Annotated in this window: 22 protein-coding genes; 11 read left to right on the forward strand and 11 right to left on the reverse strand. The window is 76.6% G+C overall.

Going from position 1 to position 21,660, the window contains the following annotated elements; genetic code table 11:
• Window positions 1-43 precede the first annotated feature (43 nt).
• Window positions 44-517, forward strand: a complete 474-nt coding sequence (locus ABD296_RS25575; protein ID WP_344271989.1) for a DoxX family protein — start codon at window positions 44-46, stop codon at window positions 515-517.
• An 80-nt stretch (window positions 518-597) separates the two neighbouring features.
• On the opposite strand, the gene ABD296_RS25580 is transcribed toward ABD296_RS25575, so the two are convergent.
• Window positions 598-1,620, reverse strand: coding sequence for a 3-oxoacyl-ACP synthase III family protein (locus tag ABD296_RS25580; protein WP_344271992.1), 1,023 nt, complete (start codon window positions 1,618-1,620; stop codon window positions 598-600).
• 225 nt (window positions 1,621-1,845) lie between these two features.
• On the opposite strand from ABD296_RS25580, the gene ABD296_RS25585 reads away from it, so the two are divergent.
• From ABD296_RS25585 to ABD296_RS25595, 3 genes are all read left to right on the forward strand, one after another.
• Window positions 1,846-2,955 carry an ACP S-malonyltransferase gene (locus tag ABD296_RS25585; RefSeq protein ID WP_344271995.1) on the forward strand — a complete coding sequence of 370 codons (1,110 nt, stop codon included), beginning with the start codon at window positions 1,846-1,848 and terminating at the stop codon, window positions 2,953-2,955.
• A 74-nt stretch (window positions 2,956-3,029) separates the two neighbouring features.
• On the forward strand, window positions 3,030-4,835 hold the full coding sequence (locus ABD296_RS25590; protein WP_344271998.1) for an acyl-CoA dehydrogenase family protein: 1,806 nt from the start codon (window positions 3,030-3,032) through the stop codon (window positions 4,833-4,835).
• Between the two features lie 198 nt (window positions 4,836-5,033).
• On the forward strand, window positions 5,034-5,609 hold the full coding sequence (locus ABD296_RS25595; RefSeq protein ID WP_344272001.1) for a TerD family protein: 576 nt from the start codon (window positions 5,034-5,036) through the stop codon (window positions 5,607-5,609).
• A 122-nt stretch (window positions 5,610-5,731) separates the two neighbouring features.
• Here ABD296_RS25595 and ABD296_RS25600 read toward each other — a convergent pair whose 3' ends face one another.
• Window positions 5,732-6,163: a RidA family protein gene (locus tag ABD296_RS25600; RefSeq protein ID WP_344272004.1), complete on the reverse strand. Its 432-nt coding sequence runs from the start codon at window positions 6,161-6,163 to the stop codon at window positions 5,732-5,734.
• A gap of 54 nt (window positions 6,164-6,217) precedes the next feature.
• Window positions 6,218-7,948 carry a class I adenylate-forming enzyme family protein gene (locus tag ABD296_RS25605; RefSeq protein ID WP_344272010.1) on the reverse strand — a complete coding sequence of 577 codons (1,731 nt, stop codon included), beginning with the start codon at window positions 7,946-7,948 and terminating at the stop codon, window positions 6,218-6,220.
• 201 nt (window positions 7,949-8,149) lie between these two features.
• Here ABD296_RS25605 and ABD296_RS25610 point away from each other — a divergent pair, with 201 nt between their 5' ends.
• The 3 genes from ABD296_RS25610 (at window position 8,150) to ABD296_RS25620 (ending at window position 10,680) form a co-directional block, all read left to right on the forward strand.
• Window positions 8,150-8,935, forward strand: coding sequence for an HAD-IIA family hydrolase (locus tag ABD296_RS25610; protein ID WP_344272013.1), 786 nt, complete (start codon window positions 8,150-8,152; stop codon window positions 8,933-8,935).
• A 229-nt stretch (window positions 8,936-9,164) separates the two neighbouring features.
• Window positions 9,165-10,004 carry a DUF3152 domain-containing protein gene (locus ABD296_RS25615; protein ID WP_344272016.1) on the forward strand — a complete coding sequence of 280 codons (840 nt, stop codon included), beginning with the start codon at window positions 9,165-9,167 and terminating at the stop codon, window positions 10,002-10,004.
• 55 nt (window positions 10,005-10,059) lie between these two features.
• Window positions 10,060-10,680 carry an IMPACT family protein gene (locus ABD296_RS25620; protein ID WP_344272019.1) on the forward strand — a complete coding sequence of 207 codons (621 nt, stop codon included), beginning with the start codon at window positions 10,060-10,062 and terminating at the stop codon, window positions 10,678-10,680.
• Between the two features lie 70 nt (window positions 10,681-10,750).
• Here the strand turns inward: ABD296_RS25620 and ABD296_RS25625 are convergent, their stop codons facing one another.
• From ABD296_RS25625 to ABD296_RS25635, 3 genes are all read right to left on the reverse strand, one after another.
• The gene (locus ABD296_RS25625) at window positions 10,751-11,539 is read right to left on the reverse strand and encodes an alpha/beta fold hydrolase (protein ID WP_344272022.1); all 789 of its coding nucleotides are present in this window, start codon (window positions 11,537-11,539) and stop codon (window positions 10,751-10,753) included.
• A 131-nt stretch (window positions 11,540-11,670) separates the two neighbouring features.
• On the reverse strand, window positions 11,671-13,020 hold the full coding sequence (locus ABD296_RS25630) for an RNA polymerase sigma factor (protein WP_344272026.1): 1,350 nt from the start codon (window positions 13,018-13,020) through the stop codon (window positions 11,671-11,673).
• The gene (locus ABD296_RS25635) at window positions 13,017-13,352 is read right to left on the reverse strand and encodes a YciI family protein (protein ID WP_344272028.1); all 336 of its coding nucleotides are present in this window, start codon (window positions 13,350-13,352) and stop codon (window positions 13,017-13,019) included. The genes ABD296_RS25630 and ABD296_RS25635 overlap by 4 nt, the downstream gene beginning before the upstream one ends.
• Window positions 13,353-13,548: 196 nt before the next feature.
• Here ABD296_RS25635 and ABD296_RS25640 point away from each other — a divergent pair, with 196 nt between their 5' ends.
• Both ABD296_RS25640 and ABD296_RS25645 read left to right on the forward strand, forming a co-directional pair.
• A complete protein-coding gene (locus ABD296_RS25640; RefSeq protein ID WP_344272031.1) occupies window positions 13,549-14,391 on the forward strand; it encodes a GntR family transcriptional regulator in 843 nt (280 codons plus the stop codon).
• 112 nt (window positions 14,392-14,503) lie between these two features.
• On the forward strand, window positions 14,504-15,280 hold the full coding sequence (locus ABD296_RS25645; protein ID WP_344272034.1) for a sulfite exporter TauE/SafE family protein: 777 nt from the start codon (window positions 14,504-14,506) through the stop codon (window positions 15,278-15,280).
• A gap of 36 nt (window positions 15,281-15,316) precedes the next feature.
• On the opposite strand, the gene ABD296_RS25650 is transcribed toward ABD296_RS25645, so the two are convergent.
• Both ABD296_RS25650 and ABD296_RS25655 read right to left on the reverse strand, forming a co-directional pair.
• Window positions 15,317-16,312, reverse strand: a complete 996-nt coding sequence (locus ABD296_RS25650) for a GlxA family transcriptional regulator (protein WP_344272037.1) — start codon at window positions 16,310-16,312, stop codon at window positions 15,317-15,319.
• A 7-nt stretch (window positions 16,313-16,319) separates the two neighbouring features.
• Window positions 16,320-16,949, reverse strand: a complete 630-nt coding sequence (locus ABD296_RS25655) for a cysteine hydrolase family protein (RefSeq protein WP_344272040.1) — start codon at window positions 16,947-16,949, stop codon at window positions 16,320-16,322.
• A gap of 156 nt (window positions 16,950-17,105) precedes the next feature.
• On the opposite strand from ABD296_RS25655, the gene ABD296_RS25660 reads away from it, so the two are divergent.
• Window positions 17,106-18,437 (forward strand): carboxylate-amine ligase, encoded by a 1,332-nt coding sequence (locus ABD296_RS25660; RefSeq protein WP_344272044.1) that lies wholly within the window; start codon window positions 17,106-17,108, stop codon window positions 18,435-18,437.
• Window positions 18,438-18,504: 67 nt separating this feature from the next.
• On the opposite strand, the gene ABD296_RS25665 is transcribed toward ABD296_RS25660, so the two are convergent.
• From ABD296_RS25665 to ABD296_RS25675, 3 genes are all read right to left on the reverse strand, one after another.
• Entirely contained in the window at window positions 18,505-18,756 is a 252-nt protein-coding gene (locus ABD296_RS25665) for a hypothetical protein (RefSeq protein WP_344272047.1), read from the reverse strand.
• Window positions 18,757-18,833: 77 nt separating this feature from the next.
• Window positions 18,834-19,901: an NAD-dependent epimerase/dehydratase family protein gene (locus ABD296_RS25670; protein WP_344272050.1), complete on the reverse strand. Its 1,068-nt coding sequence runs from the start codon at window positions 19,899-19,901 to the stop codon at window positions 18,834-18,836.
• Between the two features lie 71 nt (window positions 19,902-19,972).
• Window positions 19,973-20,575, reverse strand: a complete 603-nt coding sequence (locus ABD296_RS25675; RefSeq protein WP_344272053.1) for a CGNR zinc finger domain-containing protein — start codon at window positions 20,573-20,575, stop codon at window positions 19,973-19,975.
• An 87-nt stretch (window positions 20,576-20,662) separates the two neighbouring features.
• Between ABD296_RS25675 and ABD296_RS25680 the strand changes: the two genes are divergently transcribed.
• On the forward strand, window positions 20,663-21,631 hold the full coding sequence (locus ABD296_RS25680) for a DMT family transporter (RefSeq protein ID WP_344272056.1): 969 nt from the start codon (window positions 20,663-20,665) through the stop codon (window positions 21,629-21,631).
• Window positions 21,632-21,660: the final 29 nt, after the last annotated feature.

Raw genomic sequence — 21,660 nt, forward strand, 5'->3', positions numbered from 1 at the left:
AGTGAAGGCACGAAACGAGCACCTCGCACGGAAGGACGCCGCCATGACCGTCACCCAGAACCTCGCCGCCCCCACCACTGCCACCGGCACTGCGGCCGGCACCGCGACCGGTACCGTCCAGGGCCGCCGCCGCGTCCTGCGCCGGGCGCTGTGGGCCGCGCAGATCCTCATCGCCGCGTTCCTGTTCTTCGCCTCGGCGATGCCGAAGTTCGCCGGGCAGGCCGACGCGGTCGAGACGTTCACCAGGATCGGCTGGGGCCAGTGGTTCCGGTACCTGACCGGGACCGTCGAGGCCGCCGGGGCGATCGGGCTGGTGGTCCCGCGGCTGGCCGGGTCCGCCGCGACCGCGCTGATCGGCCTGCTGGCCGGCGCGGTCCTCACCCACCTGCTGGTGCTGGACGCCGCGTGGGCGCTGTTCCCCGCCGCGCTGGCCGCGGTGTGCGCGGTGATCGCCTGGGACCGCCGCGCCGAGACCGCCGGCCTGCTGCGCTCCCTGGCGGCCCGGTCCCGCCGGTGAAGCGGGCGCCCTCCTGGTCGGGCCGCGCGGCCTCGCCCGCGCGGCCCGCCCGCGTCCGGGGCCGCCCGGCAAGCGCGGTGTCAGGCGTCCGGCCAGGTGATGAGGGTGCGGCCCCAGGTCAGGCCCGCGCCGAAGCCGGCGAGCAGCACCAGGTCGCCGCCTTTGACGCGGCCGGTGCGCACGGCGCGGTCCAGCGCGTAGGGCAGGCTGGCGGCGCCGATGTTGCCGACGTCCTCCCCGGCGATCATCAGCTGCGCGGGGTCGAGGCCGAGGGGCCCGGCCAGGGACGCCACCAGCCGCGGGTTGGGCTGGTGCGGGACCACCAGGGCGAGGTCGGCGGGTTTGACCGCGGCGTCCTCGCACGCCTCGGCGACGAGCCGGGGGAGGATCGCGGTGATGAAGTCGCGGACGGCGCGTCCGTCCATGTGGATGGTGTGGCCGAGATCGGGCGGGGGGGGGGGGGGGGGGGGGCGGCGGGCGCCGCCGGCGGGGATGAGCACGTCGCCGGCGCGGGTGCCGTCCGAGCCGAGCGTGACCGGCCCGATCCCGTAGGGGGCGGGGACGGGCCCGACGACCGCGGCGGCGGCGCCGTCCCCGAACAGCGCGGCGGTGCCGCGGTCGGCCGGGTCGAGGAACCGCGAGTACACCTCCACGCCGATGACCAGCGCGTACGGGGCGGCGCCGCGCTGGGCGGCGAGCCAGCCGAGCGCGGCCTGCAGCCCGAACACGAAGCCGCTGCAGGCGGCGGCGACGTCGAAGGCCGCGGCGGCGCGGGCGCCGATCAGGGCCTGGACGCGGCAGGCGGTGGAGGGGCCGAGCTCGTCGGGGGTGGAGGTGCCGAGCACGATCAGCCCGATGTCGTCGGGCCGCAGCCCGGCCGCGTCCAGCGCCTCGTGCGCGGCGGCGGCGGCGAGGTCGGAGGCGGCCCGCCCGGGCGCGGCGACGTGCCGGTTGCGGATGCCGGTGCGCCGCTCGATCCAGTCGGGCTCCAGGCCGAGGGAGCGCGACACCTCGGTGCTGGGGATCCGCCGTTCGGGCAGGTGGGAGCCGGTGCCGCGGATCGCCCACCGGGTGTGCGCGGGCTGCTGGTCGCTCCAGGTCATGCGTCGCTCCCCCCAACCGGCGGTGAGGCCGGTGGTCGTCGTCGGCCGGTCCGGCCCGGCGCCGCCGGCCGGCCGCCCGGTGATCCTCTCCGGTGCACCGACGGTTGCCAGGCCGATTCCATAAGTGAATAATCCCATTTCAGGATGTGTGTTCCATAACTCCCTGCCAAGTGGCCTTTATCCGAATAGAAAAGAGATCCTTCCTTTCAGGTAAGGAGACCCCGCGTGTCCCATCCCTCTTTCCAGCCGGACGGCCCCTTCGATCCCGCCGGGGAGCTCAAGCCCGACGACGTCTGCGCGTTCCTGTTCGCCGGGACCGGCTCGGCCGGCGTGCCGGACCTGCCCTCCCTGGCACGTTCCGGGCCCGCCGCCGCACGCGCCGCCGCCGACGTCCTGGACGCCGTCCAGGAGGGCCTGCCGGACGGCTGGCCGTCGATGCGCGCGATCCTGCTGGAGGACCCCGCCGGCTACCGCGCCGCGGCCCGCGCCCCCGGCGTCGCCCAGCTCGCCGGATACGCCTCCTCCGTCGCCGTCGACCGGGCGCTGCGCGCCATGGGCGTGCAGCCCGGCTTCGCCGTCGGGCAGAGCTTCGGGGAGATCGCCGCGATGGTGTGCGCCGGCGTGTTCGCCATCGCCGACGGCGCCCGGATGGCCGTCGGCCTCGTCGACGTGCTGTCGCGGCGCGGCGCCGGCGGCGGGATGGCGCTGCTGGAGGCCGGCGAGGACGGCGCCCGCGCCTGCATCGACGCCGCCGGCGCCCCCGAGGTCGTCGTCGCGTGCCTGAACGCCCCCTCGGTCACCGTCGTCTCCGGCCCCGACGCGCCGCTGGAGGCGGTGCTGGACGCCGCCCGCGGCGCCGGGGTGCGCGCCGTCCGGCTCGCCGTGCCCTACCTGTCGCACCATCCCGCGATGGCCGGCGCCGACGACGAGTGGTACGCGATGATCCGCCCGTTCCCGCAGCGGCCGCTGGAGGTGCCGGTGCACTCCCCGGTGCGCGGCCGCGCCTACCGCGACGACGACGACCTGCACCGCGCGCTGGCCGACTGCATCGTCAAACCCGTCCGGCTGCCGGAGACGCTACGGGCCGTGCACGCCGCCGGCGCGACGGTGTTCGCCGAGGCTGGCGCCGGCAACGCGCTGTGCCAGTGCGCCCGCCTCAGCGTGCCGGACGCGCACACCTTCCTGGTGCCGCTGCGCGACCGGCCCCGCCAGGGCGTGCCGCGGCCCCGCACCACCGAGTCCGCGCCCGACGTGACGGGCCCCGGCTTCACCGGGGACGACGGGCCGCCGGTCGGCAAGTCCGCGCCCGGCGTCGCCCCCGACCCGCAGGCCTGAACCCGCGAGCCCCCGCCCCGCCCCCCGCCCGCAACTCGGCCCCGACCACTCCGTCCCGACAGGAGAGCAGCGCGATGGGCATGTCCATGGGCACCTCCCCCGATGGCGACCTCGCCGGTTTCGTGCGCGGCGCGTCCCCCGGCCCCAAGCTCCGCGAACGGCTCACCGACGCCGTCCCCGAGGAGTTCTTCACCTACCCCGGCGATCTGACCGCCCGCGACCACCAGGCCCTCACCTACGCGCGGCTGCGGCGCGCCGGCCTCGCCGCGCCGCCCGCGTCCGAGCTGCTGGACGACCCGCCGGCGCTGTGCGCGCTGCTGGAACGCGCCGCGATCGCCGACCCCGCGCTGTTCCACGTGATGATGCTGCACTACACCCTCGCGCTCGGCCCGATCCTGCGGTTCGGCCCCGGGCGGGACGAGCCGGGCACCGCCCGCGAGTCGCTGGAGTCGATGGACTCGTTCGGGGCGCTGCTGATGACCGAGGTCGGCCGCAGCAACAGCCACCTGTCGCCGCGCACCATCGCCGCCCACGACCCCGCCACCGGCGGGTTCGTGCTGAGCACCCCCGACGTGCAGGCCGCCAAGTTCCCCACCAGCACCGCCCACCCCGGCGTCCCCAAGACCGCCTGCGTCTACGCCACCCTCGTGCACGGCGGCGAGGAACGCGGGGTGTTCGTGTTCGCGGTGCCGGTGCGCGGCCCGGACGGCGCCGCGCCGCCCGGCGTGCGGATCGTCCCGGCGCCCGAGACGACCGGGCTGCAGGTCGACTACGCGGCCGTGCTGCTGGAGGACCTGCACGTCCCCTACGAGGCGTGGCTGCGCGACGGCGCCCGCATCGACGCCGACGGCTCCTTCCACGACCCGGCCGGGTCCCCGGCGGCGCGGCTGACCCGCTCGATGGGGATCGCGCCCGCGGTGTGGCGGGCGGTGATCTCGGCGTCGGCGGCGATCACCCGCGCGTCCGCCGGGATGCTGCTGGCGCACTCGGCGGGCCGCTCCACCCTCGGCCGGCTCGCGCCGCGCCGCCCGCTGACCGACTACCGCAACCAGCAGGAGGCGGTGCTGGGCGCGCTGGCGTCGGCGTACGCGCTGACCGCCGTCGCCTCCCACGTCAAGGCCCGCCGCACCTCCGCCGACGCCCCGGCCGGCGGGCCGGAGACCGCGTGGGCGCCCTGGTCGGCGGTCGACCGGGACCTGGCGCTGCTGAAGGCGGCGGCCACCGTCGCCGCGCAGGACACGGTGTCGACGTGCCGGGTGCACTCGGGCGCGCCCGGGTTCGCGGCCGTCGAGCGCCTCAACGCCTACCGGGGCCTCACCCACGCCTACATGAACGCCGGCGGCGACAACGAGCTGATCCTGTACGACACGGCGCGGGCGATGGCCGACCTGGACCGCTACACTCCGCCCGAGGCGGTGCCCGGCCCGCCCGACGACGGCGACCTGGACTCCCCGCGGGTGTGGCTGTTCCTGGCGCGCGAGGCCGAGCGGCGGATGCGCGACCGGCTCGCCGAACGGGTCCGGGCCGCCGCCGGCGCGGGCGCCGACCCGTTCACCGCCTGGAACGACAACCTGGCGCTGGCCGCGCGGACCGCGACCGCCTGCGCCGACCGCCTCACGCTGGAGATCTGCGACGCCGCCCGGGAGTCCGGGCCGGCGGCGCTGGGTCCCGTCCTGCGGCTGCACGCCCTGAACTGGATGGACCGCCGCGCCGCCGGGCTGCTGGACGAGGGCGTGGTGCCGCCCGGCTGGCTGGAGGAGGTGCACGCGGCGCGCAGGCGGACCTGCGACGAGCTGGCGCCGCGCGCGGCGGAACTGGCGGCGGCGTTCGAGCTGCCCCCGGTGATCACCGCGCCGGCGGCGTTCCTGACCGGCGGCTGACAGGCCCACGCCGACGCCCACGCCGACGCCCGCACCGGCGCCGGGCGGGGCTCGGTGCAGGCGGGGCGGGTGCCGGAGCGGCACGCCACGCCGGGAATGGGGGAATCAGCCGGGGGAACCGGCGGGGACTGGCTACCGTTCTGCTTAGACAGGCCGCGGGTGACCGTCATCCGCCGGTCCGATACGGAGGTAGGCACAGTGGGAGTCAGTCTGAGCAAGGGCGGCAACGTCTCGTTGACCAAGGAGGCTCCCGGACTGACCGCGGTCGTGGTGGGTCTGGGCTGGGACGTGCGGACGACGACCGGAACCGACTTCGACCTGGACGCCAGCGCGCTGCTGTGCTCGGCGGAGAACAAGGTGCCGTCGGACCAGCACTTCGTGTTCTTCAACAACCTCAAGAGCCCCGACGGGTCGGTGGAGCACACCGGCGACAACCTGACCGGCGAGGGCGAGGGCGACGACGAGCAGATCAAGGTGGACCTGCAGAACGTCCCGGCCGAGATCTCCAAGATCGTGTTCCCGGTGTCGATCTACGACGCCGACGGCCGGCAGCAGAGCTTCGGCCAGGTCCGCAACGCCTTCATCCGGGTGGTGAACCAGGCCGGCGGCGGCGAGATCGCCCGCTACGACCTGTCCGAGGACGCCTCGACCGAGACCGCGATGGTGTTCGGCGAGCTGTACCGCAACGGCGCGGAGTGGAAGTTCCGCGCGGTCGGCCAGGGGTACGCGTCGGGGCTGGCGGGCATCGCCGCCGACTTCGGCGTGAACGTCTGACCGGCGGGCCCCGCGCAGGCGCGCCCGCGCCGGACGCCTCGAAGGGGCGGGACGCCCGCGTCCCGCCCCTTCGGCGTACCGGAACACCGCGCCCGGGGCTGTGTCCGACGTCAGTGCCGGGGTCAGTGTCCGGTGGGGACGACGGCGAGGGCCTCGACCTCGATGAGCAGGTCGTCGCGGACCAGCCCGGACACCTGGATCAGTGACGCGGCGGGGTCGACGCCGTCGGGCAGCATCTCGGTGCGGACGGCCCGCACGACGCCGGCCTGGCCCGCGTCCCGCAGGAAGTACCCGAGCCGGATCACGTGCTCCCAGCGGGCGCCGGCGGCGGCCAGCGCGGCCTGCAGGTTGGTGAACACCTGCCGGGTCTGGGCCGCGAGGTCGCCGGGGCCGACGAGGTTGCCGGCGGCGTCCAGGGCGATCTGGCCGCTTAGCACCAGGAGGCGTCCGGGGACGTCCACGGACACGACGTGGCTGTAGCCGGGGCCGGGCGCCAGGTCCGGCGCGTTGATCTGGCGGATCGCGTCGCCCGCGGGCTGCTGCTGTTCGCTCACGCGATCACGTTACCGGCGCGCCCGGGGGTGGGTCGGGCGCGCCGGCGTGGCGGGTCAGCCGAGCAGTTCGCTGCGCAGCCGGGTCTTGAGTATCTTCCCGCCGGGGTTGCGGGGCAGTCCCTCCTCGCGGAACCAGAAGTGGACGGGGACCTTGAACGCGGCGATCCGCTCGCGCAGGAACGCCTGGATCTCCTCGGGGGCGGGCGCGGTGCCGGGGCGGGGGACCACGACGGCGCCGACCTCCTCGCCGAGCACCTCGTGGGGGACGCCGATGACGGCGCAGTCGGCGACGGCGGGGTGCTCGTAGAGGGCGGCCTCGACCTCGGCGCAGTAGATGTTCTCGCCGCCGCGGATCAGCATGTCCTTGGCGCGGTCGACGATGTAGACGAACCCGTCGGCGTCGACGCGGGCCAGGTCGCCGCTGTGGAACCAGCCGCCGACGAACGCCTGCTCGGTCGCCTCCGGTTTGTTCCAGTACCCCTTGATGACGTTGGGGCCGGCGATGAGCAGCTCGCCGACCTCGCCGGCGGGCAGGTCCTCGCCGGTGGCGGGGTCGACGACCCTGACGTCGCAGACCGCGACGGGCGGGCCGACGCTGTCGGGGTGCTCCAGGTAGTTCACGCCGCCGTTGTAGGTGGTGACCGAGGAGGTCTCGGTGAGGCCGTAGCCGTTGCCGGGGACCCGCTCGGGCAGCCGCTCCTTGATCTTGTCGACGAGCGCGGGCGCGGCGGGCGCGCCGCCGTAGCTGACGCCGGTGAGGCTGGAGGTGTCGTACTTGTCGAAGTCGGGGGAGGTCAGCACCTGCCACGCCATGGTCGGCACCCCGCCGAACCCGGTGACGCGCTCCCGCTCGATCAGCTCCAGCGCCTTGCGCACCTCCCACTTGTACATCAGCACGACGGTGCCGCCCTGCATGGCGCTGGACACCAGCACCGAGTGGCAGCCGGTGGCGTGGAAGAACGGGACGCTCAGCAGGGTGACGCGGGGCTGCGGGGTGGTGAGCTGCTCGACGCTGCCGCCGGCGCGCACCCCGGCCGACAGCAGCCCGTAGGCGAGGCTGACGGGGTTGGTGGTGATGTTGCGGTGGGTGCCGAGGGCGCCCTTGGACCGTCCGGTGGTGCCGGAGGTGTAGAAGATCGTGGCGTCGTCCTCGGGGCCGATCGCCACGTCCGGCAGTTCCTCGCGGCCGTCGGCCAGCGCCCGCTCCAGAGCGGCGTCGAACGACTCGGCGCCCGTGGGCGGCGCGCCGCCGGCGGCGCCGGGGCGGGCGACCAGCACGGCGACGTCCAGGCCCGGCAGGACGGCGGCGAGGCGCTCGGCGCGCTCGGCGTCGGCGATGAGGACCTTGGCGCCGCTGTCGCGCAGCCCGTACTCCAGCTCGTCGGCGCTCCACCAGGCGTTGAGCGGGACGACGACCGCGCCGGCGACGGCGGCGCCGAAGAACGCCACCGACCATTCGGGGTAGTTGCGCATCGCGATCGCGACCCGGTCGCCCTTGGCGACCCCGTAGGTCCCGGCCAGCAGCCGCCCGAACGCCGCGGCGCGCCGGTGGTGCTCGGCGAAGCTCAGCCGGTCGTCCTCGTAGACCAGGAACGGGGCGTCGCCGTGCCCGCGGGAGAGCTCCAGGATCTCGCGCAGGGTGGTCGGGGCGTTCTTCCAGACGCGGGTCCGCACGCCGCGGACGTCGACCTCGTCCATCTCGAACAGCTGCCCGGGGGCCGTCATCTCGGCCCTGACCTCGGCGATGCTCCTCAGCTCGGGGCTGTTCACCTCACGGCTCTGCACGCGCGCCTCCCGCGGACCACACCGGCGCGCCGCCGAGCGGCCCGGACACCGAACACGGTTCGGCGCGCCGTGGGGCAAACCTATGATTTGTCTCACGCGCCGGTCAACGGCCCGCGCTCCCGCGGCGTCCGCCGGGCGGGGCGTCCGCCGCCTTCGCGCGGACCGTTCCACGCGAAGATCTCCACCTGCGACAATGGGGACATGAGCGAGCGCAAGCCGATCGAGTACTGGCTGTCGGACATGGACGGCGTGCTGGTGCACGAGGGCCACCCCGTCCCCGGCGCCGACGAGTTCATCCGCAGGCTCGCCGCCTCCGGCAAGCCGTTCCTCGTGCTGACCAACAACTCGATCTACACCCGCCGCGACCTGTCGGCGCGGCTGGCCGCGCTCGGGCTGCAGGTCCCGGCCGAGTTCATCTGGACCTCGGCGCTGGCCACCGCCCGGTTCCTGGCCGACCAGCGGCCCGAGGGGTCGGCGTACGTGATCGGCGAGGCGGGGCTGACCACGGCGCTGCACGAGGCCGACTACGTCCTCACCGACATCAGCCCCGACTACGTGGTGCTGGGCGAGACCCGCACCTACAGCTTCTCCCAGATCACCCAGGCGATCCGGCTGATCGAGGGCGGCGCCCGGTTCGTGGCGACCAACCCCGACCCGGTCGGCCCGTCCCAGGAGGGGTCGCTGCCCGCCTGCGGCGCCGTCGCCGCCATGATCACCCGGGCGACGGGGGTGGAGCCGTACTTCGTCGGCAAGCCGAACCCGCTGATGATGCGGACGGCGCTGAACGTGGTCGGCGGGCACAGCGAGCAGACCGCGATGGTCGGGGACCGGATGGACACCGACATCGTCGCGGGCGTGGAGGCGGGCCTGGAGACGATCCTGGTGCTGACCGGGGTGACCCGCAAGGACGAGGTGGGCCGCTTCCCGTTCCGCCCGCACCGGGTGGTGCCCTCCATCGCCGACCTGATCGACCTGATCGACGCCTGACCGGCGGCTGACCGGCGGCTGACCGGCGGCTGACCGGCGCCCGGCCGGGCCCCGTCCGCCGCTCGCGCGTCCGGCCCCGATACGATCAACGCAAGATCAACGACATGTGCCGGGGTTGCGTCCGTGCAGGTCGGGGGCCGGATGGGGCGTGGCGGAGGCGGGCCGTGCGCGCCTTCCGCCCGCCGCCGCGGCCGGGCCGCTCCGGTGCACTCGCCGAGAGCGGAGCACCGTGCACGATCTCCAGGACGATCCCGCCGCGTCACGTCCGCCGCGTCCGGCCAAGGGGCGGCGCAGCGGGCGCCGCCGGACGGGGGCGGGCGCGGCCGCCGGCGCCGTCGTGCTGCTGGGCGCGGGCGCCGTCGTCGCCGTGTCGATGACGGGCCACGATCACGGCCGGGCCCGCCCGCAAGCGGCCCGGGTGCCATCGCGGCCGTCCCCGCCGCCGTCGCCGTCGAGGCGGCCCGCCGGGAAGACGGGCACGACCGTGGTGCAGGGGCCGGTGGTGAACGGCCGCCGCCAGCCGGCCCGGGTGCGGGTCCCGGAGTCGGCGAGCGGGCGCTACGCCGTGGTGCCGGGCAAGGCGGCGCCGCCGGGGTCGCGGGGCACCCTCGTGCGGTACATGGTGGAGGTGGAGCGGGGCCTGCCGATCAGCGGCGCGGACTTCGCGGCGGAGGTGCAGCGGGTGCTGAACGACCCGCGCAGCTGGGGGCACGGCGGCGCGATGCGCTTCGAGCGGGTCGCCCGCGGGCCGGTGCGGTTCCGGGTGGCGCTGTCGAGCCCGGCGATGACCGACCGGATGTGCGCGCCGCTGGTCACCGGCGGGGAGCTGTCGTGCCGGCACGGGGACCGCTCGGTCGTCAACGCCCTGCGCTACGGCGAGGGCGCCGCGTCCTACGGCCGCGACCTGGCCTCCTACCGCGAGTACGTGATCAACCACGAGGTCGGGCACGCGCTCGGCCACGACCACCGGCAGTGCCCGGGCAGGGGGCGTCCCGCGCCGGTGATGGTGCAGCAGACCAAGTCGCTGTACGGGTGCGCGCCGAACCCGTGGCCGTTCCCCAAGGGCTGACACCGGCCGCCGCCGGGGGCCTGTGCGGGGGTGCGCGCCTAGACTCGGGGCCGACATGCGCATGATCAAGGGCGGGGGCTCCCGCGAGCTGGAGATCCGCCGGTCCCGGTTCGTGTGCACGCTGGCGCGCGCGGCCGGCGAGGCCGAGGCGGTGGAGTTCCTGGCGCGGCACCGCCGAGCGCACCGCGACGCCACCCACAACTGCTCGGCGTACGTGGTGGGCGAGCACGGTGAGATCACCAAGAGCAGCGACGACGGGGAGCCGGCGGGGACGGCGGGGATCCCGATGCTGGAGGTGCTGGTGCGCCGCGGCCTGACCGGGACGGTCGCGGTGGTCACCCGCTACTTCGGCGGGGTGAAGCTGGGCGCGGGCGGGCTGGTGCGCGCCTACGGGCAGGCGGTGTCGGAGGCGGTCGACGCGGTCGGGGTGGTGGAGCTGCGGCCGGTGCTGGCGGTGACGGTGCGGGTGGAGCACGCGCTGGCGGGGCGGTTCCTGGGGGATCTGCACGGCCGCGGCGTCCAGCCGTCCGATGTCCGGTACGGGGCGGCGGTGGAGGCGGACGTGGCGGTGCCGGTGGAGGAGGTGGCGGCGTTCGAGGCGTGGGCGGCGCAGGTCACCGCGGGCCGCGCCGCCGTGGTCCGCGGCGCGCCCGGCCACGTGGAGGTCCCGGTCTGAACCGGGCCCGGCCCGCACCCGCCGCTCCTCGGCATGAAGGCGAGCGGCGGGCGCGGGCCGGGCCCTGCGGTCAGGTGGTCAGGAAGTCCTCCAGGGCGGGGGCGAGGACGTCGGGTGCGACGTCGTGGGTCTGGCCGTCCAGGACGCGGTGCGCGCCGGCGGGCAGCAGGCCGGCGAGGCGGCGGGCGGCGTCGCGCATCCAGGCGGGGCTGGCGCCGCCGGCCAGCACCAGGGCCGGGACGGTGACGGCGGCGGCGGTCGCGGTGGGCAGGACGCCTCCGGCGGTGTCGTCCATGACGGCCGAGTCGTAGGCGAGGGTGGGGGCGAGGGCCTCCAGGGCGGGCCACATGGGGGCGTGGCGCATCTGCGCGAGGAGTTCGGCGGGCATGCCGACGCCGGTCATGAACAGCTCCAGCGCGTCGCCGGGGCGGTCCTGGGAGAGGCGGCGGTTCAGCTCGGCGGCGTAATCGCGGGACCGCCGGACGCGGTCGGGCTCGTCGGGGGTGAACGGGGGTTCGTAGAGGGCGAGGCGGGTGATGGGCAGGTCCTGCGCGGCGGCCCGCAGTGCCAGCACGGCGCCCGAGGACATCCCGTACACCGCGGCGGAGCCGCCCGCGGCGTCGATGACGGCGGCCAGGTCCTCGATCTCGCGTTCGACGGCGTAGGGGGCGGTGTCGCCGCTGCCGCCGCGTCCCCTGCGGTCGTAGGTGACGACGGTGCGGCGGGGCGCGAGCAGGCCGGCGAGGGGCGCGGCCGATCCGCGGTCGTTGAGGGCGCCGCCGACGCACACCAGCGCCGGTCCGCTGCCGGTGCGGTCGTAGGCGATGGGGGTGCCGTCCTTGGAGTGCACGGTGTCCACGGGCGTTCCTTTCGGTTCGTGGAGGCGGGCCGCCGGGTGCGGACCGTTCGTCCCACCGACGGACGGGCGGCCGCCGAACGGACACCCGCTCGCGATCGTCCTTCCCCGATTTTCCGGACGGGTCGCGCCGGTCAGCCGGGCCCGGCTCCGCAGGTTCCGGCGGTGCCGGGTGCGGTGACCTCGGTGAGGCGGCGGGTGAGGTAGCGGCGTTCGGCGTCGGTGCCGGTCAGGGCGAGGGCGGCGCGGTAGGCGGCGGCGGCCTCGGCGCGGCGGTCCAGGCGGCGCAGCAGGTCGGCGCGGGTGGCGGGCAGCAGGTGGTAGCCGTCCAGGGCGCCGTCGCGCTCCAGCCGTTCGACCAGGGCGAGACCGGCGTTCGGGCCGTGGGCCATGCCGACCGCGACGGCGCGGTTGAGCGCGACGACCGGGGTGGGGACCAGGCGGGCCAGGACGTCGTAGAGCGCGGCGATCTGCGGCCAGTCGGTGGAGGCGGCGTCGGGGGCGGTGGCGTGGCAGGCGGCGATGGCGGCCTGCACCTGGTACGGCCCGGCGGGGCGGCCGGCGGCGCGGGCGTCGTGCAGCGCGGCGTCCAGGATCCGCAGCCCCTCGGCGATCTCGGCGGCGTCCCAGCGGGCGCGGTCCTGGTGCTCCAGGGTGACCAGCGTGCCGGTGGCGTCGACGCGGGTGGCGGCGCGGGCGTCGTGCAGCAGCATCAGCGCCAGCAGGCCGCGCGGTTCGGGCTCGGCGGGCATCAGCGCGGCCAGCACGCGGGCCAGCCGGATCGCCTCGGCGCACAGCCCGCGCCGTTCGGGGTCGCCGCCGGCGGTGTATCCCTGGTTGAACAGCAGGTACAGCACGGCCAGGACGGCGCCGAGCCGCCGGGGCAGCTGGTGCGGGGGCGGGACGCGGTAGGGGACGCCGGCGGCGCGGATCTTGCGTTTGGCGCGGGTGAGGCGCTTGGACATCGCGGGTTCGGAGACCAGGAACGCGCGGGCGATCTCGGCGGTGGTGAGGCCGGCGAGGGTGCGCAGGGTGAGCGCGACGCGGGCGTCGGGCGCCAGCGCGGGATGGCAGCAGGTGAACATCAGCCGCAGCCGGTCGTCGCCGAATCCGCCATCGCCGTCGCTGTCGCTGTCGCCGCCGGCCGGTGGGGCGCCGGTCCCGGGAGCGGCCAGGGCGGCCGCCTGGCGGAGGCGGGCTGCGCCGGTGGCGTCGTGGCGGAGCCGGTCGACGGCGCGGTTGCGGGCGGTGGTGGTGAGCCAGGCGCCGGGACGGGCGGGGACGCCGTCGTGGGGCCAGCGGCGCAGCGCGGCGGTGAAGGCGTCCTGCGCGCAGTCCTCGGCCAGGTCCCAGTCGCCGGTCATGCGGATCAGGGTGGCGACGATCTGCCCCCATTCGGTGCGGAACGCCGCGCCGGCGGCGGCGACGGCCACCGCGTTCCCGGCCGCCGCCGGCGTTCCGGTTGCGGGGGCCGGGCCGGTCACGGTTCGTGGACGGGGCGGATCTCGATCTGGCCGAGCCGGGACCAGGGGTGCCGGGCGGCGATCTCGACGGCCTCGTCCAGGTCGGCGCACTCGATGAGGCTGAACCCGCCGATCTGGTCCTTGGTCTCGGCGAACGGCCCGTCGGTGAGCAGCACCTCGCCGTCGCGGACCTTCACGGTGGTGGCGGTGTCGGCGGGGGCCAGCCCGGCCCCGCCGTACACCACGCCGCGCCGGGTCATCTCCTGCGACCAGCCGCCGCAGCCGGTGGTCGCGGCCTCCTCGGGGTCGGTCCCGGCGGTCTGGTCGCTGCAGATCATCAGCACGTAGCGCACAGGGCCTCCCGCGGTCACCGGTCGAGAACGCTTCCCCGGCAGGATGTCAGATCGCGGGGCGGGTCCGCACCGGGTCCCGGTCCGGGGCCCGGGCGCGCGTGGCCGAACTCCCTCCGGTCGGCGCGGGCCCGCTGGTGAGGCGTTCATCCAGGTCAAATCGGGTGGCGTAACAGTGGCGTAACGTGGGTGCGTCATCGTGGGACGGGTCGGCCGCACCGGGCGGCGGGCCGGCGAGAAGGGGGACGGCATGGACGGGACGCCGCGGGCGCGCCGGGGCGAGTGGGTGTCGTCGCGGCCGCGGGCCGAGCGGGCCCGCCAGGCCGCCGACGTGCTGCGCCAGCAGATCACCGGCGGCGCGTTCCCCGGCGGGGCGCTCCCGGACGAGCGGGAGCTGGGCGAGCGGCTCGGCGCGTCCCGCAACGCCGTCCGCGAGGCGCTGGCGCTGCTGCGCGCGGAGGGCCTGGTCACCCGGCGGCGGGGGGTGGGCACCACGGTGGTGGCGGCCAAGCACGGGCACGGGCTGGACCGGCTCGCCGGGCTGGCGGAGGCGCTGACCGGGCACGGCACGGTCGCCAACGAGGTCCGCGAGATCGGCCGGGTCCCCGTGCCGCCGCCGGCGGTGGCGGCCCGGCTGGGGCTGGCGCCCGGCGCGGGCGCGGTCCGGATCGAGCGGCTGCGGCGGCTGGAGGGCGAGCCGCTGTCGCTGGACACCACCTACCTTCCCGGCGACATCGGCGAGGGGCTGCTGAGCCGGCCCGATCTCGCGCGGGATCTCGCCGGGCGGGACCTGTTCGGGCTGGTGGAGGAGGTCGCCGGGCAGCCGCTGGGCCGGGCCGAGGTGCAGGTGCACGCGGTGGCGGCCGCGGCGGGCACGGCGGCGCTGCTCGGCGTCCCGGCGGGCGCGGCGATCTTCTCGATCGACCGGCTGGCGCATCTGGCCGACGGGCGGCCGGTCGACAGCGAGGCGGTGCACATTCGCGCGGACCGGCTGACGCTGCGCGCCACCCTGTACCGCGCCCCGGCGCCGCCCGGCGCCTGACCGTCCGTCCCGGCCGTCCCGGCCGTCTGCCGGGGTTCGCGGGCAGGGGCGCCCCGCCCCCGGCCGTGTTGTGGCCGTGCCGTTGCCGTGTGCGTTGTCGAAGGGAGGGGCCGTGGGCGGTCTCGGGATGCCGGTGCTGGCGGGGCTGGTGCTGTTCGGGCTGGTCGCCGGGGTCGGGATCACGGCGGTCGGGCCGGGCGGGGTGCTGGTGACGGTCGGGCTGTTCGCGCTGACCGGGCTGTCGCCGGCGCAGGTGGCGGGGACGGCGATCGTCACGCATGTGGCGACCGGGGCGCTGGCGACCGCCGCCTACACCCGTTCGGGGCAGCTGCGCGAGCGCGGCACGCGCCGGACCGCGGCGGTGCTGGCGGCCGCCGCGGTGGCCGGGACGCCGCTGGGGGTGCTGGTCAACAGCGTGGTGTCGGGGCGGGCGTTCGGGATCCTGCTGGGGGCGTTCGTGACGCTGGTGGGGATGCTGGTGTGGCGCCGCGCCCGCGGCCCCGCGTCCGGCGAGCCCGGTATCGGCGCAGGCGGGCCGGGGACGCCGCAGGTCGCGGCGGTCGGGTTCGCGGTGGCGGTGGCGAGCGGGGTGTTCGGGATCGGCGGGCCGATGCTGAGCGTGCCGCTGCTGGTGGTGCTGGGCGCGCCGGTGCTGTCGGCGCTGGCGGCGGCGCAGGCGCAGTCGGTGGTGATCGCGGCGGTGGGGACGGCCGGGTACGCGGCGGCGGGCGCGGTGGACTGGCCGCTGGCGGCTCTGACGGGCGTGCCGGAGCTGGCGGGGGTGCTGCTGGGCTGGGTCATCGCCCGCGCGGTGCCGGCGGGCGCGCTGACGGGCGCGCTGATCGTCAGCCTGTTCGCGCTGGCTCCCTACCTGGCCCTGCACGGCTGACCGTCCCGGCCGGGGCCGGGGGTGGTCGGCGCCTCGTCATCTCGCCGGCGCCCGCGTGTCCGCGGCGGCCGGACGGGGCTGGGCGCGCAGGCGGCGGAGCATGCGGGCGTCGGTGAACCCGACGGCGCGGGCGGCGGCGTCGGTGGTGGCGCCCTGCCCGATGAGGTGCTCGGCGTGTTCGAGGCGCAGTTCCTGCTGGTAGCGCAGCGGGGAGAGGCCGGTCGCGGCGGCGAAGCGGCGGGTGAGGGTGCGTTCGCTGACGCCGGTGGCGGCGGCGAGGCCGGCCAGCGGCAGCGGCGCGGTGTAGCGGGCGTCGATGAGGTCCTGGGCGCGGTGGACGGTGTCGCTGAGGTGCGCGCGGTGCCGCAGCATCGCGCTGGCCTGCGGTTCGTCGCCGTTGCGGCGGGCGTAGACGACCATGGAGCGCGCGACGCGGGCGGCGGTGCCGGGGCCGTGCCGGGCGGCGACCAGGTGCAGGGCGAGGTCGATGCCGCTGGCGATGCCGGCGGAGGTGACGACGCGGTCGTCGGTGACGTACAGCACGTCGGGGACGACGGTGGCGCGGGGGTGGCGGCGGGCCAGGTCGTCCTGGATCTCGTGGTGGGTGGTGCAGGGGCGGCCGGCCAGCAGCCCGGCGTCGCCGAGGGCGAACGCGCCGGCGCAGACGCTGGCGACCAGGCCGCCGCGGGCGTGGCGGGCGGCGAGCCGCCGGGCGGTGGCGGCGGCGACGGCCGCGGCGTGGGGGTCGCCGGTGCGCCACCGCCAGCCCGGGACGACGACGATGTCGCCGGGGCCGAGGGCGGGCCAGGCGGTGGCGGCCTGCACGGTGAGGCCCTGGGCGCTGGTGACCGCGTCCTGCTCGGCGACGTAGGCGAGCCGGTACCGGGGCGGCGTGGTGCCGTGCGGGCCGTCCCCGTGCCCGCCTTGGTGCGCGTCGACGAGCAGGTCGCCGGTGGCCGAGAACACCTGGGCGGGCCCGGCGAGGTCGAGCAGGTGGACGCCGGGGACGAGCAGGAAGACGATCTGGGGCACGATCCGGTCAGCCTACCGGGCGCCCGGCGGTGCCGGCGGCCGGGACGGTGCCGGCGGGTGGGGCGAGGTCGTCGAGCGCGGCGATGGCGGCGAAGCGGCCGGCGAGGGCGTACTCGGTGCGGGCGATGATGTCGGCGGTGCTCAGGGTGGCGGGGTCGGCGAGGATCTCGGCGAGGGGGCGGCCGGGCGGGGTGTCGCGGTGGGCGATGGGGAAGGTGGCGGTGGCGTCGGTGACGAAGGTGACCTGGTAGCCGAGGTCGGCTGCCAGCCGCGCGGTGGTCTCGCAGCACTGCTCGGTCTGGATGCCGCAGACGACGACCTCGCCGACGCCGCGTTCGGTGAGCAGCTGCTGCAGGTTGGTGGTGGTGAAGGCGTTGCGGGAGGTCTTGGTGAGGACCGGTTCGCCGTCGCGGGGGTCCAGGCCGCCCATGAGGCGGACGTGGCCGAGGGCGGGGTCGAAGGCGGTGCCGGTGCCGGGTTCGGCGTGCAGGATCCACACCACCAGGTCCCCGGCGGCGCGCGCGGCGGCGACCAGGCGCGCGGCGCGGGCGGCGATGTCGGGCGCCGACACCGCCCGCCAGTTCGGGCGGACCCGGAAGGACTCCTGGACGTCGATGACGAGAAGGGCTCGGTTCATGGCTCGAGTGTGGCGGCGGGCCCGGGGCGGCGGACAGGCATGAACACGGCGGGATGCGGAACGATCCGGTCAGGAAATCCGGGGCCGCGGCGGGAGGGACCGCGTTCTTCGGGCATTTCGGGGATGACGCGCCGGCACGGACGAGGGGGGATCCGGATGGGGGGAGACGGTCCGGGGGAGGTCCCGGAGCCCGGCGTCCCCGCCACGGCGGAGGCCGCCGGCGCGATGGCGTGCCTGCCGGGGGTCAGCGTCGGGGTGGAGGAGGAGTTCCTGCTGGTGGACCCGGTGTCGGGGGAGTGCGTCCCGGCGGCGGGCCCGGTGCTGGCGGGGGCGGGCGTGCACCGCTTCCGGCACGCCGGGGGCTCCTTCCAGCCCGAGCTGCTGTCCTCCCAGGTGGAGGCGGCCACCGGGGTCTGCCGGGAGCTGGAGGGGCTGGGCGCGCAGCTGCGGTACGGGCGGGCGCGGCTGGCGGAGGGGGCGCGGGCCGCGGGGGCGCGGCTGGCGGCGTCGGGGACGCCGGTGCTGTGCAGGGCCGCGCCGCCGCCCGCGCGGGGCGAGCGGTTCCCGACGACCCTGCGCGCCTACGGGGACGTGGTCGAGGACTACCAGGCGTGCGGCTGCCACGTCCATGTGGGGGTGGCGGGACGGGACACGGCGGTCGCGGTGGTGAACCATCTGCGGCCCTGGCTGCCGGTGCTGCTGGCGCTGTCGGCGAACTCGCCGTTCGACCATGTCCGGGCGCACGCCGGCGACCATCCGCGCCGCTGCGGCGGCGGGTGTGGCGGCGGGGCGGGGTTCGCGAGCCGGCGGCTGGTGTCGATGGCGCGCTTCCCGGGTGCGGGGATCCCGCCGTGGTCGGCGTCGGCGGCCGAGCACGACCGGCGGGTGGCGGCGCTGGTGGAGGCGGGAGTGCTGGTGGACGAGGCGATGACGTTCTGGCTGGCGCGGCCGTCGCCTCGCTGGCCGACGGTGGAGGTGCGGGTGGCGGACGCGGCGGCGACGGCCGGGGAGGCGGTGCTGCACGCGGCGCTGGTGCGGGGCCTGGTCGCCACCGCGCTGGCGGACCTGGCGGCGGGGCGGGAGGCGCCGCCGGTGGACGCCCAGATGTGCACGGCAGCGCTGTGGGCGGCCGGACGCAACGCGATGGCGGGCCCGGCGGTGGACCCGCTGACCGGCCGCGCGGCGCCGCCGTGGCGGCTGGTGGACGACCTGGTCGCGCGGATCGCGCCGGCGCTGGAGGACACCGGGGATCTGGGCAGGGTGTTCACACTGGTGGAGCGGGTGCGGCGGACGGGAACGGGCGCCGACCGGCAGCGCCGCGCGGCCGCCGGGACGGGCGGGGCGCGAGGAGTGGTGGACATGCTCGTCGGCCAGACCTGCGCCGACCTGCCGCCGGCCGCGGACGACGAACCCGGCGCGGACGGCGACGAACCCGGAGTACCGGTCGTGGAGCGAGGCGGCGGGCCGGTGGCGCCGGAACAGCCCTGATGATCCCGACCGCGCGGTCGGGGTTCAGGGCCGGGGTTGCGCCGCCGTGGCTTTGGCTGCGGGGGCGCTAGCCGCCGAGGCTGTCGAGGGCGGTGTCGAGGCGCTGGGCGAGGCGTTCGAGCTGCTCGTCGTTGGCGCCGGTGTCGAGCTCGGCGATGACCGCGTCCCGCGTGGTGATCACCAGGGCGTCGTCGGCCTCGTCGCGTCCGGCGGGCGTGGTCGGCACGACGGCGGCCTGCCCGCCGACGACGACGAGCGCGGCGTCGCGGTCGGTGGAGGCCAGCAGCTCGTGCAGGTGGGCTGGTGTGATCGTCGGCATCGGGTGTGACCTCCTGCGGGGTGATCGGCTGGCGGTGTCGGCTGTGGGCCGGGGCGGTGTGCGGAGGGTGCGGCGGGTCAGGGTCTGCGGCCGACGCCGGTGGTGATCTCGTGGACGCGGGCCGGGCCGCCGGCGTCGGGCGACAGCGGCGGGGTGTCGCGTCCGGCGCCGGTGCGCAGGCCCTCCAGGAACGCGGCCATCGCGTCGCGGGAGGTGTGCCGGGGCGTCCAGCCGAGCTCGCCGCGGGCCCGCGCGGTGTCCATGATCGGCACTTGCAGGGCCAGGTCGAACAGGCCGGGCGAGGCGGGGACCAGGTGCAGGTTCCACGCGGCGGACAGCGCGGCGCGCACGGCGCGGGCGGGGACGCGGACGGTGCGGGCGCCGAGCAGGCCGGCGAGTTCGCCGGGGTCGATGACGGGGTCGGCGGCGATGTTGAAGGCGCCGCGGGCGTCGCCGAGCGCGGCGAGCGCGAACGCCTGCCCGGCGTCGGCGGAGTGCAGGGCCTGGAAACGCAGGCCGGGCAGGTCGGGGACGACCGGGACCAGCCCGGGGCGGGCGAGCCGCCCGGGCAGCAGCGGGCCGGCGAACAGGCGGCGCTGCTGGGCGGCGCTCTGGCGTTCGAAGATGAACCCGGGCCGGATCCGCACGACGCGGGTGTCGGGGTTGCGGGCCTCGAAGACGTCCAGGAGCCGTTCGACGTAGGCCTTCTCGCGGCTGTAGGCGGCGCCGGGCCAGCCGTGGGTGGGCCAGGACTCGTCGACGGCGCGGTCCTTGGGGCCGGGGGAGTAGGCGCCGACCGAGGACGCCACGACCAGGGCCGGGACGCCGGCGGCCGCGACGGCGTCCAGCACGCGGGTGGTGCCGACGACGTTGGAGTCCCAGGTGACGGCGGGCCGGTGGGTGGGCTGGAACAGCCACGCCAGGTGGGCCACCGCGTCGGCGCCGCGCAGCAGGGGGACCAGGTCGGAGTCGGTGACGTCGGCCTCGGCCCATTCGACCCGGCCGCCGCCGGCGGCCTGGTCGCCGTGCGGGCCGGGTCCCCGGCGCGACACCCCCACGATGGAGGTGACGCGGGGGTCGGCGGCGAGCGCCTCGACGGTGCTGGTGCCGATGTTCCCGGTGGCTCCGGTGACGACGACCCGCATGGTGTCTCCCCCTCAGTCGTCCCAGCAGGTGGACGCCCCATTCCCGCCACGGGCCGCTCTACACGCGCCGGTCAGGTGTGCGGGCCGGGGCCGGCGTGGCGGGCGCGGAACGCGGCGGCCTTGGCGCGGTTGCCGCATTCGCGCATGTCGCACCAGCGGCGGGTGCGGCGGCGGGAGGTGTCCAGGTACAGGCGGGTGCAGGGATCGGCCTGGCATTCCTTGAGGACGCCGCGGCCCGAGCCGCCGTCGCCCGGCCCGGTGACAGTGGTGTCGGCGGTGGCGAGCAGGTCGACGGCGGCGCGCTCGGCGGCGGCGAGCACGGCGGTGGTGCCGCCGTCGCGGTGCACGGTTCCGCCGGCGGTGAGGCGCGGGACGGGCCGGGCGGCGGCGGCCCGCCGGTTGATCAGGTCGCGGTCGGCGCCGGCGGGGTCCTCGCCGTGCAGGACGGCGGTGGCGGCGCGGTAGATCGCCTCGCGGAGCGCGAGGGCGGCGGCGAGATCGTCCGGGCCGGCGGGCGGCGGGTCGGTGAGCAGGCCGGCGGCGACGCTCCAGCGGGCGAGGTCGGCGGGGGAGGCCAGCAGCTCGCGGCGGTCCTCGCGGCGGTCCTCGCGGCGGTGCTGGACGGTCCCGGCGAGGTCGAGGGCGAGGTCGCCGCTGATGAAGGTGAACTCCATGGCCCCCACCATAACCACCTTGACAGGTTATGGACGGCGGTCCGAGGATGAATAACCGTCACGACCGGTTATTCGTGGAGGTGTCTCATGGCGGCTCGGCACGCCCCGGGCGCGGCGACCGCGGGGGAGCGCACCCGCACCGGCCCGGCGGCACCGGCACCGGCACCCGAGCAGCCACCGGCAACCTCCCCGCAGGGCGACCGAACCGGCGGTAGGGGCGCCGCGGCGATGCCGCCGGTGTTCGTCCTGCTGTGGAGCAGCGCGTTCATCGCCGGCGTGATCGGCGTGGACGCCGCCCCGCCGCTGCTGCTGATCTTCGCCCGGTTCGGCGCCGCCGGGCTGCTGCTGGCCGGATACGCGATCGCCGTCCGCGCGCCGTGGCCGCGGGGCCGCGCCCTGGCCCACCTCGCGGTGTCCGGGCTGGCGATCCAGGCCGTCCAGTTCGGCGCCCTCTACAGCGCGCTGGCCATGGGCCTGCCCGCCGGAGTCGTCGCGCTCGTGCAGGGCCTGAACCCCGTCGTGATCGCCCTGCTGGCGGCGCGGATCCTGGGGGAGCGGGTCACCGGACGCCAGTGGGCCGGTTTCGCCCTCGGCACCGCCGGCGTGGTGCTGGCCGTCGCCGACCGCATCGCGTTCTCGCCCCTCGGAGTCGTCCTCTGCCTTGTCGGCCTGCTGGGCCTCAGCCTCGGCACGATCTACCAGAAGCGGTACGTCCCCGCCATGGACGTGCGGACCGGCACCGCCGTGCAGTTCCTGGTCGCCGCGCCCCCGCTGGGCGCGCTGTCGCTGCTGACCGAGACGCCCCGCATCGCGCACTGGGGCGCGTTCGGCGCCGCCCTGGCCTGGATGGTGCTGGTCAACTCCATCGGGGTGTTCCTGCTGCTGAACACCATGCTGCGCCGCGCCCCGGCGTCCACCGTCGCAGCGCTGTTCTTCCTCACCCCGTCGGTCACCGCGGTGCTGGCCTGGGCGACGATCGGGCAGGCACTGGACCCGCTCGCCGTCGCCGGCCTGGTCCTCGGCGGCGCCGGCGTCCTGCTGGCCGGCCGCCGCTGAGACACCACTCCGGCGGCGCCCCCCGATGC

The sequence above is a fragment of the Actinomadura napierensis genome, from assembly GCF_039529375.1.
Taxonomy (GTDB): Bacteria; Actinomycetota; Actinomycetes; order Streptosporangiales; family Streptosporangiaceae; genus Spirillospora; species Spirillospora napierensis.